This window comes from Acetobacter lambici (assembly GCF_011516885.1).
In the GTDB taxonomy this organism is placed as follows: domain Bacteria; phylum Pseudomonadota; class Alphaproteobacteria; order Acetobacterales; family Acetobacteraceae; genus Acetobacter; species Acetobacter lambici.
The window spans coordinates 72,610-88,600 of record NZ_WOTD01000003.1; the positions used below are offsets into that span (position 1 = coordinate 72,610).

Genomic DNA, 15,991 nt, shown 5'->3' on the forward strand with positions numbered 1-15,991 from the left:
CCCCCCATACCGGAGCACACCATGACCACAGGCCTGCACCTCCCCCCCCTGTTATGGGAACCCATTGTCCGCATGGCTCTTATGGAGGACCTGGGCATTGGGGGAGATGTGACCACGCAGGCTCTGGCCCAACCGGGGCAACAGTTGCACGCGGTCTTCCGTAGCCGTCAGGATGGTGTTCTGTGCGGACTGGAAGGGGCACGGCAGGCATTTGCCATGCTGGATCCAACCGTGCGCTTCAGCTTAGTCAAGCACGATGGCAGCCAGATCGCACAGGGCGATGTTCTGGCCACTGTGGAGGGCAACGCCACAGCCCTGCTCGCAGGGGAGCGTACGGCACTCAACCTGCTGTCCCACCTGAGCGGCATTGCCACGCACACACACCAGATCGTGCAGGCCGTGGCAGGCACCAAAACCCGTATTGCCTGCACGCGCAAAACCCTGCCGGGGTTAAGAAGCTTGCAGAAATACGCCGTACGGGCGGGTGGCGGCAGCAGCCACCGGCTCCGGCTGGATGATGCCATTCTGATCAAGGACAACCACATTGCCCTGTGCGGCGGCAACATTCGCCAGACCCTGCAATCCGCCCGCCAGTATGCTGGTCACCTGATGAAGGTGGAACTGGAAGTAGATACACTCGAACAGTTGGATGAGGCCCTGTCCTGCACAGGGGCGGATGTTTACCTGCTGGACAATATGTCCCTGCCACAACTTGAACAGGCCGTTCGGATGATCGACGGACGTGCACTAGCCGAGGCCTCTGGCGGCATTACGCTCAAAACCGCCCGCCCTATTGCCCAGACCGGAGTGGACGTGCTCTCGCTCGGCTGGCTGACCCATAGCGTTCACGCACTCGATATTGGTCTGGATATTGTGCATAGCTAACCACAGACGGTCGCCCCTTATTGCCCCCCACACCGTGTAATCGGCGCTGCCAGTGCCTACCCCACCCGCTCAACGCAGACATGAACAGACCACAGAGCACCCAGACCTTGGGCTTTCTGCTTGAGATACGAGGGCCATCCTCCTAATATGCAGAATGTAGAAGCACTGGTATTTTGCCAGCCCGCCATGCAATGCTCAAAGGTGCCTGTTAATGGAGTGGTCCGAAGAAATAATCGCCCAGCTTAAGGACCTCTGGGCGGAAGGTCTTTCAACGGCTGAAATCGGCAGGCGTCTTTCCATTACCAAGAACGCAGTGGTCGGCAAGGCACACAGGCTGGGCCTGCCACCCCGTCCATCCCCTATCCGTCGTAACGGGAGCAAGCCCAAGGCGGCGGCTGACAAAACAGACACGCCCACGGCAACACCCACTGCGCCAGAAGCGTCCGTTGCTCGCTCAGCCACACCCACGCCACCTGCGGCACAGCCCGCACAGCCAGCGGTCACTGCAACGCCAGCCCCGGTTGTGGCACAGCCTGCGGCCCCCACGGCCACACCGGCGCTCAGCGTGGTTGACGACAAGACTGCCCGGAAGGAAAAAGCCGCACCCGTTGCGCGCACCGGCACCAAGCCCAAAACGCTCCTACGCAGCATCTCGGACCCCGAACCACAAAAGCGCCGTGGCCCAGCCTGCTGCTGGCCAATAGGCGACCCCGGCACACCGGGCTTTCATTTTTGTGGGGCAACACCCATTCCGGGCAAACCTTACTGCGAAGAGCATGCGCAAATCGCGTATGTACGCCTGCGCGACCGGCGCGATAGTGTAGCCTGAAAAGGCCCACTTAAGCCCTGTCACCTGATGGCGGCTAACACGCCACCATCAGGCTAACAGGCAGATAATCAGCCTTCAATTGCCTTAACTGGCTCAGCAGCACTATCCGCCGTTTTGGCAGAACCGCTGCCTTCGGCCAGCATTTCAAGCTGCCCGGTAATCTGACCGCCATCTTCCACCTTCAGGCGGTGGCAGGCAGCCTTGCCCAGCAGGCGGCCGCTGCCGCGCACGGTCAGGCCACCACGCGCGGTAAGCGCACCATCCACCGTGCCAGCAATTTCCGCATTTTCCACTTCCACACCACCACGGAACAGGCCACCGGGCATAACAACCAGTTCCTTGGCCGTGATCATGCTGGACTCGACCGTACCTTCGACCACCAGACGTTCTGCATCCTGCACCGTGCCCTGCACGCTAATGCCGCGCCCGACCACCAGAGTACGCTGCTCCGGCCCATCTTTTTTTGGCTGCATCTGTGAGGGCAGGCCACGGGCTGCGGCACCGGGCATGGGCGGAATACCAGCACCTGCGGGAAGAGAAGAACCGGACGGAAAAGGTGCACGACCCATGGGTGAAGTTTCCTTTGAATTATCAGAATGCGATACGGGAGTTCCAGCCGCAGAACTACCCTGAGCCGCCGCATTGGACGAAAGAACAGTGCCAGATGCCCCTGCCGGACGCGCAGAACCCTGCTGAACGGTAGAGGGTGCCTGAGTTTTTGGCTGACTATCTTCAGGCTTACGTCTTTTGAACAAGAAAATCCCCCGCCTTTCTGGCTACCTGTATTCAGGCAGCAGCCACATTAACAAACCGCCACAAGCACCAGTCCGGCTCCCCCAAAACATTCTCATGCAGGCGACCGTCTGGTAAGCAGCGCAAGTTGCTTACGCCTCACTGTTGCCCTTTTTGTGGCAGCGCGCTAGCCAAACAACCGCACAGATCATTTTTTCAGGAAAAAATTTTATCGCCATGACCGGTCAGGACACACAATACGACATTCTCGGTATTGGTAATGCCATCACCGATATTCTCGCCCGTACGGACGCCGCCTTCCTGCAGGGGCAGGGGCTTACACCCGGCAGCATGACGCTGATTGACGTGGACCGGGCCAACGCGCTTGAAGCGGCTCTGGCACCCGAACAGGTTATGGGTGGTGGTTCCGCAGCCAATACCTGCGTTGTCGCGGCCCAGTTTGGCGCACGCGTGGCGTACCTCGGTAAGGTCTCACGCGATGATGCGGGGCTTAAATTCACGCAGGACCTGCGCGATAACGGGGTACAGTTCCCGTCGGCTCCGCTGAACACGCAGGTGTTTGACAACCTGCCCACAGCACGTTGCGTGGTTATGGTCACACCCGACGGCCAGCGCACCATGGCGACCTATCTGGGAGCCTGCACCTGCTTTACCCCAGATGACGTACTGCCCGACATGATCGCCGCCTCCAGCATTATCTATCTGGAAGGCTATCTGTTCGATCCCCCCCATGCGCAGGAAGCCTTCCGCCGGGCCGCAGCCCTTGCCCACAAAAACGGACGTCAGGTTGCGCTCTCGCTGTCAGACCCGTTCTGCGTTGGCCGCCACCGCGATGCGTTCCTTGATCTGGTCAAAAACCATGTCGATATCCTGTTCGCCAACGAAGACGAAATCTGCGCGCTGTACGAAACAGAAAACTTTGACACAGCCGCCCGTCGCACAGTGCAGGATACAACCTTTGCTGCCCTGACCCGCTCCGGCCTTGGCAGTGTGGTTGTGCATGATGGACAGCTGACAACGGTCGCCCCGGTCCCCACGCAGGTGGTAGATACAACGGGTGCGGGCGATGCCTACGCCGCCGGTTTTCTGGCAGGCCTGACCTCTGGCCGTAGCCTGCCAGAATGTGGCCGTCTGGCATCTGTTGCCGCGTCTGAAATCATCTCGCACTACGGTGCCCGCCCGCTTTCCAACCTGTGGGAAGAAATGGGCTTTTAAGTCAGGCTCACCGTTTGGCGTGGGTGTGTGCTCCGTTAGGACGCCACACTCCCGCCGGGCACGGTGATCACCCGACCACCCTTGACCTGAAGAGCCACACGGCCTTCGCACAAAGCCTGCGCCACGTCTCCAAATACTTTACCGCGCCAGCCCGACAGCAATGTGGGGGTCTGTGCCGGGTCCAGTGCCAACGCTTCCAGTTCATCCATGGACGCGACCAGACGCGGTGCCACATCGTGTTCTTCACAACAGGCGGTCAGCAGCACTTTGAGCAATGCAACCAGAGATGCTGGCGGACGCGCGTTATCCTTACCCTTACCCCGTGCGGGTCGCGGCAACTCCGACTCCGGCAGGGCCTGCGCCTGTTTGACCGCCTCCAGTAACGCCATGCCTGTACGGCCTTCAGCCAACCCGCGAGACACGCCACGCACACGCGCAAGCGCATCAACCGTTGCCGGGGTGGTGGCAGCTATTTCCAACAGGCTTTCATCTTTTAGCAATCGCTGACGGGGCACATTTACGCGCTGGGCCTCACGCTCACGCAGGGCGGCAACCGCGCGCAACACGCCCAGCATACGCCGGTTGCCCGTGCGCGCCTTCAGCCGCTCCCACTGTTTTTCAGGATCAGGGCGGAAGGTCGCCGGGTCTTCCAGCTCTGCCATCTCAGCGCCAACCCAACTGATCCGCTTGTCCTGTTCAAGCTTGAGCACCAGTTTTTCATAAACCAGCCGCAGCCACGTCACATCGCCTGCGGCATAGTTCAACTGAGCATCGGACAATGGACGTGCGGACCAGTCCGTAAACCTGTGGCTTTTATCAATCATGTGGCCAGTCAGGGAGCCAACCAGACTGTCATAGCCGACCTGATCCCCAAACCCCGCCACCATGGCGGCTACCTGTGTATCAAACACGGGCGTGGGCAGGGCGTCAAACTCATGGAGGAAAATTTCCAGATCCTGCCGCGCGGCATGGAAAACCTTCAGCACGGAGGTATTGGCCATCAATTCTGCCAGCGGTGCCAGATCAATGCCTTCGGCCAGCGCATCAATCAGCACAACATGCTCCGCGCTGCCTACCTGCACCAGACACAATTCCGGCCAGTACGTGCGTTCACGCATGAACTCCGTATCAACCGTAACAAAACGCTCGGCATGAAACGGCTTGAGAGCTTCCGCCAGTTCCTCAGTAGAGGTCACAAGCTGTGGCTGGGGAAAGACTGGAGTAGGTAATTTGGCCATGTTTCCTCCATACACCAGCCGGCCAGAAAGAGACAGACAGAACCCATCCGCTCACACACGAAACTTGACGAACGCGCCAACAAACCGGACACCGGAGAAAACCATACCCACATGGAGAAAACGATGAACAAAGCGGATGATGGTCGCCACGCGCTCACCCAGCTTGGCCGCCAGATTACCCCCCCTAACAGCCCCGAAGAGGCTGTTCTGGAGCGCGTACCCGCCCCCTACCCGGACAAGCGTTATATGGTCCGCTTTACCGCACCGGAATTTACATCCCTATGCCCCATTACTGGTCAGCCGGACTTTGCGCATATTGTGCTGGATTATGTGCCTGACCAATGGATTGTAGAGAGCAAGTCCCTCAAACTGTTCCTGACCAGCTTTCGCAACCACGGTGCCTTCCACGAAGCCTGCTCCGTACAGATTGCAAGCACGTTGGTCGATCTGCTCAATCCAGTATGGTTACGCATTGGTGCATACTGGTACCCTCGCGGCGGTATTCCCATTGATGTGTTCTGGCAGACTGGGGACGCACCCGCAGGCGTGTGGATTCCCGCTCAGGACGTGCCGTCCTACAAAGGACGTGGCTGAGGCTACGGGCACAAAAAAAAGCCACCCAATGGGTGGCTTTTTTAACATTGTGGAGCAGAAAACTTAACTGGCGCTACCAGCTTCGATTTCCGCCCGAACGGCCTGAATCTGATCCTGCAACACGACGAGGCGGGACGTATCCGTCTTGTCCGCCTTGTCCCATGCTTCAGACAACGCCTCAAGCTGGGCAGTTGCCGTATCGATGGAAATATCGCTTACCGGCACGGCCTTGTCCGCCAGAACGGTGCATCGTGCGGGGGTAATGTCAGCAAAGCCACCCCCCACAAAATAGCGATCGGTAACCTTGTCCCCTTCGTAAAGGGCAACAACGCCACCACGCAGAAGAAGCATCATGGGCGAGTGTTCCGGCATGGCGGCAATATCGCCTTCCATGCCCGGAAGAACGGCCATATCGACCTCACGCGACACCAGAACCTTTTCAGGGCTGATTATCTCAATCTGGATTGGCATGAATGGTGCTCCCTCCAGAAGCCGGCTATTAGGCCGACTCCCTCAGTTTTTCTGCCTTGGCAACCGCTTCTTCAATGCTACCAACCATGTAGAAGGCAGCTTCCGGCAGATCGTCATATTCACCTGCACAGATCGCCTTGAAGGAGCGAACCGTATCGGTCACGGACACCAGCTTACCGGGGGCACCGGTAAACACTTCCGCCACGTGGAACGGCTGGGACAGGAAGCGCTGAATACGACGGGCACGCGCCACAATCTGCTTATCGTCTTCGGACAGTTCGTCCATACCCAGAATGGCAATAATATCCTGCAAGGACTTGTAGGTCTGCAGAATACGCTGCACTTCACCAGCCACCGCATAATGCTCTTCACCCACAATCTGGGGGTCCAGCGCGCGGGAGGTGGAGTCCAGTGGATCCACAGCCGGGTAAATGCCCATTTCAGCAATGGAGCGGTTCAGCACGGTTGTGGCGTCCAAGTGGGCAAAGGTTGCCGCAGGAGCCGGATCGGTCAAGTCATCGGCAGGCACATACACGGCCTGAACGGACGTGATGGAGCCTTTTTTGGTGGAAGTAATACGCTCTTGCAGGGCACCCATTTCCGTTGCCAGCGTAGGCTGGTAGCCCACGGCGGAAGGAATACGACCCAGCAGAGCGGACACTTCGGAACCAGCCTGCGTAAAGCGGAAGATGTTATCGACGAAGAACAGCACGTCTTGGTTTTCTTCATCACGGAAATATTCCGCCATGGTCAGACCAGTCAGCGCCACGCGAGCACGCGCACCCGGCGGTTCGTTCATCTGGCCGAATACCAGTGCGACCTTGGAACCTTCGGTAGAACCGTTTTCGCCCAGCTTGATCACGCCGGCATCCTGCATTTCGTAATACAGGTCGTTCCCTTCACGGGTACGTTCACCAACACCGGCAAATACGGACACACCACCGTGCGCCTTGGCGATGTTGTTGATCAGTTCCTGAATAATAACGGTCTTGCCAACGCCTGCGCCACCGAACAGGCCAATCTTGCCACCCTTAAGGTAAGGGCAAAGCAGATCGACAACCTTGATCCCGGTCATCAGGATTTCGGACGCTGCGGCCTGCTCGTCAAACGCAGGAGCCTCGCGATGGATGGGGGCGCGACGCGCGGTCTGGACAGGACCCTGTTCGTCAATCGGTTCACCGATCACGTTCAGAATACGGCCAAGCGTTTCGGGGCCGACCGGCACAGAAATCTGTGCGCCAGTATCAACCACTTCCGTGCCGCGGACCAGACCATCGGTCGTGTCCATGGCAATGCAACGCACTTCGTGTTCGCCGATTTCCTGTGCCACTTCGAGCACAAGAACCTGATCGCCCAGCTTGACATGCAGCGCGTTCAGAATTTTGGGCAGTTCACCTTCGAACTGCACGTCAACAACCGGCCCTTTAATGGTGGTAATGCGGCCAACAGCATTGGTCTTCGTGGCCGCAGGGGCCTGGGTCTGGGTTGTGGTATCCGACATGGGTCAGCTCCTGCGGGGCATACGATCGGGCTCAGACAGCCTGTGCGCCCGAAATGATTTCGATCAGTTCGTTAGTAATATTGGTCTGGCGGGTCCGGTTATAGACCTGTGTCAGACTATCGATAGTGCGGCCTGCATTGCGCGTTGCGTTATCCATGGCCGTCATGCGAGCACCATTTTCGCCCGCTACCGTTTCCAGCAGCGAAGCATAAATCTGAACCTGCAGGTTGCGCGGCAGCAGCATGGCCAGCAGCGTTGCTTCATCAGGCTCAAATTCATACTGGGCCACGTCGTTGGAAGCTTCAAGCTGTGGGCTTGCATCTTCCACGACCATGGGCACCAGTTGCTGGCACGTCGGTTCCTGCGTCATCGCGTTGCGAAACTTGTTGAACACAAGCGTGCACACATCAATCTCGCCTGCTTCGAGCAGAGCATTGATTTTGTCACCCAGACCACTGGCAACGGAAAAAGGAATTTCCTTTGCACTGGTACCGATCACATGATCAACGATCAGATCCGCATGCTCACGCATGAAAAAGTTCAGGGCGCGACGACCAACCGGAAGCAGACGAACCGTTTTACCCTCTGACTGAAGGCGACGGATGCTCTGCAACGTAAGACGATGAACGTTGGCGTTAAAACCACCGCACAGGCCACGGTCACTGGTCATGGGGACAAGGAGATGCACCTTGTCCTGCCCGGTACCAGCCAGAAGAAGAGGCGCTCCGTCCTCTCCCTTGGTTGCACCGGCCAGTTCACCCAGCATACGGCGCATGGCTGCCGCATAAGGACGAGCAGCCTCTGCGCTGGCCTGCGCCCGCCGCAGTTTGGCGGCCGCCACCATTTTCATGGCGCTCGTGATCTTCCGTGTCGATTTGATACTTCCGATCCGGGCGCGTAGTTCCTTAAGGGAAGCCATGAGTGCTTCTGCTCCCTCAGCCGGCGAAGTTGCGGTTGAAGGCGGTCAGGTATTCGGTCAGCCGCGCTTCAAGGTCCTTGGAGATGGCCTTTTCCTTGCTCAGCGTATCCAGAATATCCTTACCAGCACTCCGCACATCGCTCAGCATCGCACGTTCCCACGCCACAACCTTGCTGGCGGCAATGCCATCAAGGAAGCCACGGGTGCCAGCGAACAGCAGAACAACCTGCTCTTCCACCGACAGGGGCGAAGCCTGCGGCTGCTTCAGCAGTTCCACCAGACGGGCACCACGGGCAAGCATCTTCTGCGTTGCCGGGTCCAGATCGGATGCAAACTGGGAGAAGGCGGCCATTTCACGGTACTGGGCCAGTTCAAGCTTGATCTTGCCTGCAACCTGCTTCATCGCCTTGATCTGCGCTGCCGAGCCAACGCGGGAGACAGAACCACCCACGTTTACGGCCGGGCGGATGCCCTTATAGAACAGATCGGTCTCGAGGAAGATCTGGCCATCCGTGATGGAGATCACGTTGGTCGGAATGTATGCGGCCACGTCCCCTGCCTGCGTTTCAATAACGGGCAGAGCCGTCAGAGAACCCGCGCCGTTGGCATCGGACATTTTAGCCGCACGTTCCAGCAGGCGGGAATGCAGGTAGAACACGTCACCCGGGTAAGCTTCGCGGCCCGGCGGACGACGCAGCAGCAGGGACATCTGGCGGTAAGCCACGGCCTGCTTGGTCAGATCATCATAGCAGATCAGGGCGTGCATACCGTTATCGCGGAAGTATTCGCCCATTGCGCAGGCGGCATACGGCGCGAGGTACTGCAGCGGAGCCGGATCGGATGCGGTTGCGGCCACGACGATGGAATACTTCATCGCGCCTTTTTCTTCCAGCAGACGCACAAGCTGTGCAACCGTGGAGCGCTTCTGACCAATAGCAACGTAAATGCAGTAGAGGGACTTTTTGTCGTCGCCCTGCTCGTTTACGCCCTTCTGAGCCAGAATGGTATCGGTCAGGATGGTGGTCTTGCCGGTCTGACGATCACCAATCACCAGTTCGCGCTGGCCACGACCAATCGGCACCAGAGCGTCAATCGCCTTGATCCCGGTCTGCATGGGTTCGCTCACGGACTGACGGGGCATAATGCCCGGCGCCTTGACTTCCGCACGACGCAGTTCAACGTCGGTCAGAGGGCCTTTGTCGTCGATCGGGTTACCCAGACCGTCCACAACACGGCCCAGCAGGCCTTTACCAACGGGCACACTGACAACCATGCCCGAACGGGTGACGCTGTCACCTTCACGGATATTGGTGTCATCACCAAAAATAACGATACCGACGTTGTCGCTTTCCAGGTTCAGGGCCATGCCCTTCTGGCCAGCAGACGGAAAGTCCACCAACTCACCCGACATGACATTCTGCAGGCCAAATACGCGGGCAATACCATCCCCTACGGACAGGACTGTGCCGGTTTCGACCACATCAGATTCCTTGTCGAACGAGGCGATCTGCTGCTTGAGGATATCCGAAATCTCTGCGGGACGGATTTCCATCACGCGGCTCCCTTCATGGCGTAATGCAAACGAAACAGGCGGGTTTTGAGGCTTGCGTCATACAGCTTGGCCCCTACGCGGACGACAAGACCGCCCAGCAGGGAGCTGTCAACTTGCTCACGAATATTGATGCGGGAATAACCGGCCTCGGCCAAACGGGCCTGAAGCTGGGTCCGCTGCTCGGCCGTCAGCGCCACGGCGCTGCTGACTTCTGCCACAACTTCACCTCGGCGGGCCACAGCCAGCGCATCCAGCGCTGCGAGTATCCGGCGCAGGACTGGCAGGCGGCGGTTATCAGCCACGACACCCACAAAATTACGAAGAATCTGACCGAATCCCTGAGCCTCCAGCACGGCCAGAACGGCCTTGCGAGACACCAGAAGATCCAGGCGCCTGTCTTCCAGAACAGTGCGCAGGGGCGCACTCTCATCAATCAGGCGCGCAAGTGCGTCGCCTTCATCAAGCACGGTGTCCAGCTGCTGCTGTTCGGCAGCCAGATCATATAGCGCAATCGCGTAACGGCCTTCTAGACCGTTGGCCGCAAAAGCAACTGGTTGTGCTGTCGTTACGCCCGAGGCCACCACTCTTTGGTTCTTTCCTTCTGTGCGCGCCGGCATTCCACACTGACAATGATGCAACCCAGACCACCAGACGATGAATCCAGATTTTGATGCACCTGTTGGCGCGGCCTCTAGCATGACCACAACGGCCACGCAACTAGCTGAACAATCCTATTTTAATCATCCAGCCCAATACGGCAGATTATAGCCGGACAAAACGCCTCGTCCGCACCCCCACACACCTGAGTGGCGCGGGGTTCCAGCAGAGCAAACAACTCCCACAACCGCCCTATGCAGCCGCACAAAATCCGCTACGTTCACGAAACGGTGATGCGGAAGATATTTGGTTTTTTGCCGGGAACTCTGGAGCGGACAGAGGGAATCGAACCCTCCTCGGTAGCTTGGAAGGCTACTGCATTACCACTATGCTATGCCCGCACTCCGAAGTGAGAGGATTTATAATCCATCACCCATAGCCGCCGCAAGCCCCCGGCCGTTTTTTTACCACCTACTCCGCCCTGAATTACAATAATCCACAACAGGCACTTGACTTTAGGGCCGCAACATATTTTGTTCCGCCTCCTGTGATGCCCGCAAGATTGTGGCTGGTCAGACGAACGGGTTTCCGTTATAGGTCTTTTCCAGCCGTGGCGGACACGCTGCAGGGGTGTAGCTCAATTGGCTAGAGTGCCGGTCTCCAAAACCGGAGGTTGTGGGTTCGAGACCCTCCACCCCTGCCAGATTTTCTCGTGGTGTACGGAAGGTTCCGCTTTTCACCTGTAAAATGCGGCTTTATCGTACAATCTGAGTAGTGTTTTTAAAGCCTGCCCCTTCATCTGCAAAAGCAGCGGGGCGGAACAAGGAGAGTGTGCTTCGTGTCGTTCAGTCCCGGTAAGTTCCTGCATGATGTGCGTACCGAGGCGGAACGGGTCACATGGCCCACCCGCCGCGCAACGTTTGTCACCACCGGCGCCGTTTTGGCCATGGCAGGTCTGGCATCCATCTTCTTCTTCGTCGTTGACCAGTTGATCGGTCTCGGCGTGCGTCAACTTTTCGGGCTGGGAGGCTGAGAAAACGGCATGGCCAAGCGTTGGTATGTGGTCCACGTCTATTCGGGCTTCGAAAAGAAAATTGCACAGCACATCCGCGAAGACGCGGCACAGAAGGGGCTGAGCGACCATATTGACGAGATTCTCGTCCCGTCCGAGGAAGTGATTGAAGTGCGCCGTGGCCAGAAGGTCAACGCCGAGCGTAAGTTCTTCCCCGGTTACGTGCTGATCAAGATGGAAATGACTGACGAGTCATGGCATCTGGTCAAGGATACGCCAAAGGTTACGGGTTTTCTGGGCACCAAAAACCGCCCTACCCCCATTTCCGCGGCAGAAGCTGAACGGATCATTCGCCAGACAGAGGAAGGCGTGCAGCATCCCCGCTCCGCTGTTACCTTTGAAGTTGGTGAGCAGATTCGTGTGGCCGATGGCCCCTTCACCTCCTTCAATGGTGTTATTGAGGAAGTGGACGAGGAAAAAGGCCGCCTGAAGGTCAGCGTTTCGATCTTTGGCCGCTCTACTCCGGTGGATCTGGAGTTCAATCAGGTCGAAAAGCTGTAATTTTTCAGCCCACCGAACAATATCCCTCTAAAGGCGGCCTCCGGGCCGCCTTTTTTGTTGCTCCAGCGCACCGTCCATCTGCCTTGCAAACACTACAAACCCATTCCGGCGTTTGGAACACTCGGCCTTGTTCCGGGTTGTACCCTTGTCTGTTAGCCTGAGGTGGTTTTTGTTTTGCCAAGGAGTTACCATGCCTTCTGCCCCGACTCTTAGAGGAACAGCCCTTCTCAACAACGCCCTGTTGAACAAAGGTACCGCATTCACAGAGGCAGAGCGGCGGGAATACGGGCTGGAAGGACTTTTGCCCACACAGGTGGAAACACTGGACCGGCAGGTCGAGCGAATCCACAGGCATCTGGAAGCCAAGCCAAGCAATCTGGAACGCTACATCTACCTGAGCGGTCTGCGCGACCAGAACCAGACCCTGTTTTACAGGGTCCTTATGTCCAACCCCGCACAATTTGTACCCATTGTTTATGCGCCAACTCTGGCCGCGGTCTGCCAGCAGTTCAGCCACATCTACCGTCGCCCGCGCGGTATGTACATCAGCCTGGACATGCGTGGCCGAATCCGGGACGTACTGCGCAACTGGCCCATAGATAACGTGCGATTCCTTTGTGTGACCACGGGTGGGCGTATTCTGGGTCTGGGCGACATTGGCGTGAATGGCATGGGCATTCCCATTGGCAAGCTTGATCTTTACACAGCCTGCGGGGCCGTGCCGCCAGAGGTACTGCTGCCTGTGCAACTGGATATTGGCACCACAAACAGCGCCCTGCGTGCGGACCCCCTCTACCTCGGCCTGCGCCGCGAACCTCCGCCACTGGAGGAACTTGACGGGTTTGTGGAAGAGTTTGTTGATGCGGTAAAAGATGTCTTCCCCAACTGCTGCCTGCATTTTGAGGACTGGAAGGGCACGGACGCCCTGCATTATCTGGAAAAATATCGCAACAAGGCTCTGTGCTATAATGACGACATTCAGGGCACTGCGGCCGTCACACTGGCCGGGTTGATTACAGCGCTCAAAATCAAGAACGAAACACTGGCTCAGCAACGCTTTCTGTTCCTTGGCGCTGGCTCCTCCGGGCTAGGCACGGCGGATATGCTGGTTTCCGCCTTAAAGCAGGAAGGCATGAGCGAGCAGGACGCAATTGACCGCATCACTCTAATGGATGTGGACGGGCTGCTGGAAACATCCCGCACCAACCTGACCCCGCAGCAAAAACGCTACGCCAAGTCCATGCCACCCTCGCACGATCTGCTGGCCGTGATCAGGTTGGTCAAACCCACCGTGCTGATCGGTGTTTCCACCTCCGGTGGGGCTTTTACACAGGACATCGTGGAAGCCATGAGCACGCTCAATGAGCGGCCCATTATCTTCCCGCTCTCCCTGCCCTTGAAAAATGCGGAATGCACGGCCGAACAGGCCTATGAATGGTCCAATGGTCAGGCACTGTTTGCCGCAGGCCTACAGTTCCCCGAGGCAGACTTGCATGGCCGGACCTTCTACCCCGGTCAGGCCAACAATTTTTATGTCTTCCCCGCGCTGGGGTTGGCCGTCTACGCCACCTGCCCGAAGCACATTACCGATGCCATGGTCATTGAGGCCGCCCACGCTCTGGCAGATCAGGTAGACCCGGCATCGCGCGACCGGGGCCGCCTGTTCCCGCCCCAGAGTGATATTCTGGACGTATCGGTTACATCGGCCGCCCGCATTGCCGAATTTATTTTTGATCAGGGTGCCGCCACGGTGGAACGCCCCAAGGATATCCGCGCGTGGATTGAAAGCCTGACCTACAGCCCCCATTACGCGGACTGAGTGCGTTTACAGACCATAAAAAAGAGCCGGAGCTGAAAAGTGCCCCGGCTCTTTTTTTCGATTCGGCTATGGCCTTCACTCAGGCATCGGCAGGGGGTGCTGGCTCAAACCCGAAGACCTTGCCATAAAAAGCCAGCTCCATTTCCCACGCCTGACGGATGGTGGCTTCCTTGCGGAAGCCATGCCCCTCACCGGGGAATTCATGCAACGTGCAGGGAGCCCCTGCCGCCCGCAGAGCCTGCGCCATGGCATGTGCCTGTGCCGGGGGCACGACCTTGTCTTCCGTCCCCTGCAACAGCAGCACCGGCGCCTTGATATGACTGGCGACGGAAAGAGGCGAGCGTGCCACATACACATCTTCCGCCGCAGGCCATGGCCCCACAAGACCATCCAGATACCGGGCCTCGAACTTATGTGTTTCCTGCGCCAATGCGCGCAGGTCGGTCACGCCATACAGGCTGACACCCGCGGCAAACAGGTCAGATACCGCCAGCGCCAGCAACACGGTCATACCACCAGCACTAGACCCACGAATGGCGATTCGCTTTGGGTCCACACGCCCTGTGGCAATCATATGCTGGCAGGCCGCAACGCAGTCCGCCACGTCCACAACACCCCACTGGCCTTGCAACCGGTTCCGCCATGACCGCCCAAAACCCGTGGACCCGCCATAATTCACATCCAGCACGGCAAACCCGCGCGATGTCCACCATTGTACTTTAAAGGAAAAACCATCCTGCGCCCGAGCGGTTGGCCCGCCATGCACCAGAACGATCATCGGTGGTTTTTCGCCCTCCGGCACGCAGGCGTGGCGACTGGCTGGCGGATAGAAAAAAGCATGTCCGGGCTGGCCGTCCATCCCATCTACGGCAAAACGTACCGACTCGGGGCATGATATATCCGCTTTGGGCAGGTCCAGAACAGCCGCGCGGCACAGCACCTGCTGCACACCCTGCACCGCAGTGCCGACCACCACAGCAGGCAGGGCATCAGCCGGTGCCTGAACCCATGCAAACCGACCATCCGCCAGCGCAACGGGGCACTGGTCTGGGTGCCCGGCAAAGGACTGCACCTGACCCGAAGCCGCACGCACAAAACACTGCCCCTCCCCATCACGCACACTCAGCACCACACACCCGCCATCAGCCAGTGGCTGGTAACTGCTTTGCCCGAACACCCATACAGGCTGACCTATTTCGCCTTCGGGCAAGGCATACGCCACCAGATGGGGTGCGGGCTGGCGCACCACCTCCCACACCCTCCACAGTTCTGAACGGTCGGAAATAATCAGCAGGCGACCGTCCGCCGTCCAGCGTGGCTCCACCAGCGATTCGCCACCGGCTGCCCCAGCCAGAACCTGCACATCGTCCAGCCCAAGGATGGCCCCATCCGCCCCACGCACAATGCGCCCCATGCACAGACGGGTGGAGTCCCACGGCATGTTCGGGTGGTCCCACTCAATCCATGCCAGCAACGCACCATCGGGCGAGCAGGTGGGGGACATGTAAAAATCCGCACCACTTTGCAGCACCAATCCATCTGGCGGCATCGCCCCGCCAAGGGCAACCAGAGCGCCGTGTGGCTCACCAACTGGTCTATGGTCCTCCCGCACGGCCAGAACCGTATTGCCCGCTCCATCAAACCGTAGATCGGCAAACCGTACACCGTCCGCTCCGGCCAGCAGGCGGGGAGCTGTCCCGCCCGACGCCAGTAGCCAGACCTGCGCCGTACGCCTGTCCGCGTAGACAACACCTTGGGGAGCCACCGCGTAAGCCCCTCCGCCATATTCATGCGCACGGGTGCCGACATCCGCCTGTGCGGGCAGGACCTCGCTCACGCCCTCTGGCTCCGTCCAGCGCATAAGGGCCGTGCGCCCCCCCTCCGCCGGACGGCGCTCCAGCCAGAACACACTCTGGCCTGTAGCGCGCACCTCCGAGAGGGTCAGACTTTTACCCGCCACCAGATTGGCAGTAACAGGGGAGGGCCAGCTACCACACCGCATAGGCTGGAGCACTTGAGCATGAGCACTGTTTTGTTCCATCATG

At 58.6% G+C, this 15,991-nt stretch carries 15 protein-coding genes and 2 tRNA genes; 8 read left to right on the forward strand and 9 right to left on the reverse strand.

What is annotated here, in order from left to right; all coding sequences use genetic code 11:
* Window positions 1-21: 21 nt before the first annotated feature.
* Both nadC and GOB86_RS03145 read left to right on the forward strand, forming a co-directional pair.
* Window positions 22-885, forward strand: coding sequence for a carboxylating nicotinate-nucleotide diphosphorylase (nadC, locus tag GOB86_RS03140; protein WP_165990925.1), 864 nt, complete (start codon window positions 22-24; stop codon window positions 883-885).
* Window positions 886-1,096: 211 nt separating this feature from the next.
* Complete coding sequence (locus tag GOB86_RS03145) at window positions 1,097-1,714, forward strand: GcrA family cell cycle regulator (RefSeq protein ID WP_165990926.1); 618 nt, start codon at window positions 1,097-1,099, stop codon at window positions 1,712-1,714.
* A gap of 68 nt (window positions 1,715-1,782) precedes the next feature.
* Here GOB86_RS03145 and GOB86_RS03150 read toward each other — a convergent pair whose 3' ends face one another.
* On the reverse strand, window positions 1,783-2,469 hold the full coding sequence (locus GOB86_RS03150) for a bactofilin family protein (protein ID WP_194301052.1): 687 nt from the start codon (window positions 2,467-2,469) through the stop codon (window positions 1,783-1,785).
* Between the two features lie 214 nt (window positions 2,470-2,683).
* On the opposite strand from GOB86_RS03150, the gene GOB86_RS03155 reads away from it, so the two are divergent.
* Complete coding sequence (locus tag GOB86_RS03155; RefSeq protein WP_165990928.1) at window positions 2,684-3,682, forward strand: adenosine kinase; 999 nt, start codon at window positions 2,684-2,686, stop codon at window positions 3,680-3,682.
* Between the two features lie 35 nt (window positions 3,683-3,717).
* On the opposite strand, the gene rnd is transcribed toward GOB86_RS03155, so the two are convergent.
* Window positions 3,718-4,920 (reverse strand): ribonuclease D, encoded by a 1,203-nt coding sequence (rnd, locus tag GOB86_RS03160; protein ID WP_165990929.1) that lies wholly within the window; start codon window positions 4,918-4,920, stop codon window positions 3,718-3,720.
* A gap of 123 nt (window positions 4,921-5,043) precedes the next feature.
* On the opposite strand from rnd, the gene queF reads away from it, so the two are divergent.
* Window positions 5,044-5,514 carry a preQ(1) synthase gene (gene queF / locus GOB86_RS03165; protein ID WP_165990930.1) on the forward strand — a complete coding sequence of 157 codons (471 nt, stop codon included), beginning with the start codon at window positions 5,044-5,046 and terminating at the stop codon, window positions 5,512-5,514.
* Between the two features lie 63 nt (window positions 5,515-5,577).
* Here queF and atpC read toward each other — a convergent pair whose 3' ends face one another.
* The 6 genes from atpC to GOB86_RS03195 all read right to left on the reverse strand — a co-directional run bounded on the left by atpC (window position 5,578) and on the right by GOB86_RS03195 (window position 10,955).
* Entirely contained in the window at window positions 5,578-5,985 is a 408-nt protein-coding gene (gene atpC, locus GOB86_RS03170; RefSeq protein WP_165990931.1) for an ATP synthase F1 subunit epsilon, read from the reverse strand.
* A gap of 28 nt (window positions 5,986-6,013) precedes the next feature.
* Window positions 6,014-7,486, reverse strand: coding sequence for a F0F1 ATP synthase subunit beta (gene atpD / locus GOB86_RS03175; protein WP_165990932.1), 1,473 nt, complete (start codon window positions 7,484-7,486; stop codon window positions 6,014-6,016).
* Between the two features lie 31 nt (window positions 7,487-7,517).
* Window positions 7,518-8,405, reverse strand: coding sequence for a F0F1 ATP synthase subunit gamma (locus tag GOB86_RS03180; RefSeq protein WP_165990933.1), 888 nt, complete (start codon window positions 8,403-8,405; stop codon window positions 7,518-7,520).
* Between the two features lie 16 nt (window positions 8,406-8,421).
* Entirely contained in the window at window positions 8,422-9,957 is a 1,536-nt protein-coding gene (atpA, locus tag GOB86_RS03185; protein WP_165990934.1) for a F0F1 ATP synthase subunit alpha, read from the reverse strand.
* Window positions 9,957-10,574, reverse strand: a complete 618-nt coding sequence (gene atpH, locus GOB86_RS03190) for an ATP synthase F1 subunit delta (protein ID WP_194301053.1) — start codon at window positions 10,572-10,574, stop codon at window positions 9,957-9,959. The genes atpA and atpH overlap by 1 nt, the downstream gene beginning before the upstream one ends.
* A gap of 307 nt (window positions 10,575-10,881) precedes the next feature.
* Window positions 10,882-10,955: transfer RNA gene (locus tag GOB86_RS03195), tRNA-Gly, on the reverse strand.
* A 225-nt stretch (window positions 10,956-11,180) separates the two neighbouring features.
* On the opposite strand from GOB86_RS03195, the gene GOB86_RS03200 reads away from it, so the two are divergent.
* The 4 genes from GOB86_RS03200 to GOB86_RS03215 all read left to right on the forward strand — a co-directional run bounded on the left by GOB86_RS03200 (window position 11,181) and on the right by GOB86_RS03215 (window position 13,946).
* Window positions 11,181-11,257 (forward strand) — tRNA-Trp (locus GOB86_RS03200).
* Window positions 11,258-11,392: 135 nt separating this feature from the next.
* Entirely contained in the window at window positions 11,393-11,587 is a 195-nt protein-coding gene (gene secE, locus GOB86_RS03205; RefSeq protein ID WP_048854726.1) for a preprotein translocase subunit SecE, read from the forward strand.
* 9 nt (window positions 11,588-11,596) lie between these two features.
* Window positions 11,597-12,127 carry a transcription termination/antitermination protein NusG gene (nusG, locus tag GOB86_RS03210; RefSeq protein WP_086645100.1) on the forward strand — a complete coding sequence of 177 codons (531 nt, stop codon included), beginning with the start codon at window positions 11,597-11,599 and terminating at the stop codon, window positions 12,125-12,127.
* Between the two features lie 190 nt (window positions 12,128-12,317).
* Complete coding sequence (locus GOB86_RS03215; RefSeq protein ID WP_165990936.1) at window positions 12,318-13,946, forward strand: NAD-dependent malic enzyme; 1,629 nt, start codon at window positions 12,318-12,320, stop codon at window positions 13,944-13,946.
* Between the two features lie 79 nt (window positions 13,947-14,025).
* Here GOB86_RS03215 and GOB86_RS03220 read toward each other — a convergent pair whose 3' ends face one another.
* The gene (locus tag GOB86_RS03220; RefSeq protein ID WP_408737298.1) at window positions 14,026-15,987 is read right to left on the reverse strand and encodes an alpha/beta hydrolase family protein; all 1,962 of its coding nucleotides are present in this window, start codon (window positions 15,985-15,987) and stop codon (window positions 14,026-14,028) included.
* Between the last annotated feature and the right edge of the window lie 4 nt (window positions 15,988-15,991).

Bases quoted from the DNA above. Each gene is read 5' to 3' on its own strand.
- nadC (WP_165990925.1), top strand. From the start codon at position 22: ATGACCACAGGCCTGCACCTCCCCCCCCTGTTATGGGAACCCATTGTC.
- GOB86_RS03145 (WP_165990926.1), top strand. From the start codon at position 1,097: ATGGAGTGGTCCGAAGAAATAATCGCCCAGCTTAAGGACCTCTGGGCG.
- GOB86_RS03155 (WP_165990928.1), top strand. From the start codon at position 2,684: ATGACCGGTCAGGACACACAATACGACATTCTCGGTATTGGTAATGCC.
- rnd (WP_165990929.1), bottom strand. From the start codon at position 4,920: ATGGCCAAATTACCTACTCCAGTCTTTCCCCAGCCACAGCTTGTGACC.
- queF (WP_165990930.1), top strand. From the start codon at position 5,044: ATGAACAAAGCGGATGATGGTCGCCACGCGCTCACCCAGCTTGGCCGC.
- atpC (WP_165990931.1), bottom strand. From the start codon at position 5,985: ATGCCAATCCAGATTGAGATAATCAGCCCTGAAAAGGTTCTGGTGTCG.
- atpD (WP_165990932.1), bottom strand. From the start codon at position 7,486: ATGTCGGATACCACAACCCAGACCCAGGCCCCTGCGGCCACGAAGACC.
- GOB86_RS03180 (WP_165990933.1), bottom strand. From the start codon at position 8,405: ATGGCTTCCCTTAAGGAACTACGCGCCCGGATCGGAAGTATCAAATCG.
- atpA (WP_165990934.1), bottom strand. From the start codon at position 9,957: ATGGAAATCCGTCCCGCAGAGATTTCGGATATCCTCAAGCAGCAGATC.
- atpH (WP_194301053.1), bottom strand. From the start codon at position 10,574: ATGCCGGCGCGCACAGAAGGAAAGAACCAAAGAGTGGTGGCCTCGGGC.
- nusG (WP_086645100.1), top strand. From the start codon at position 11,597: ATGGCCAAGCGTTGGTATGTGGTCCACGTCTATTCGGGCTTCGAAAAG.
- GOB86_RS03215 (WP_165990936.1), top strand. From the start codon at position 12,318: ATGCCTTCTGCCCCGACTCTTAGAGGAACAGCCCTTCTCAACAACGCC.
- GOB86_RS03220 (WP_408737298.1), bottom strand. From the start codon at position 15,987: ATGGAACAAAACAGTGCTCATGCTCAAGTGCTCCAGCCTATGCGGTGT.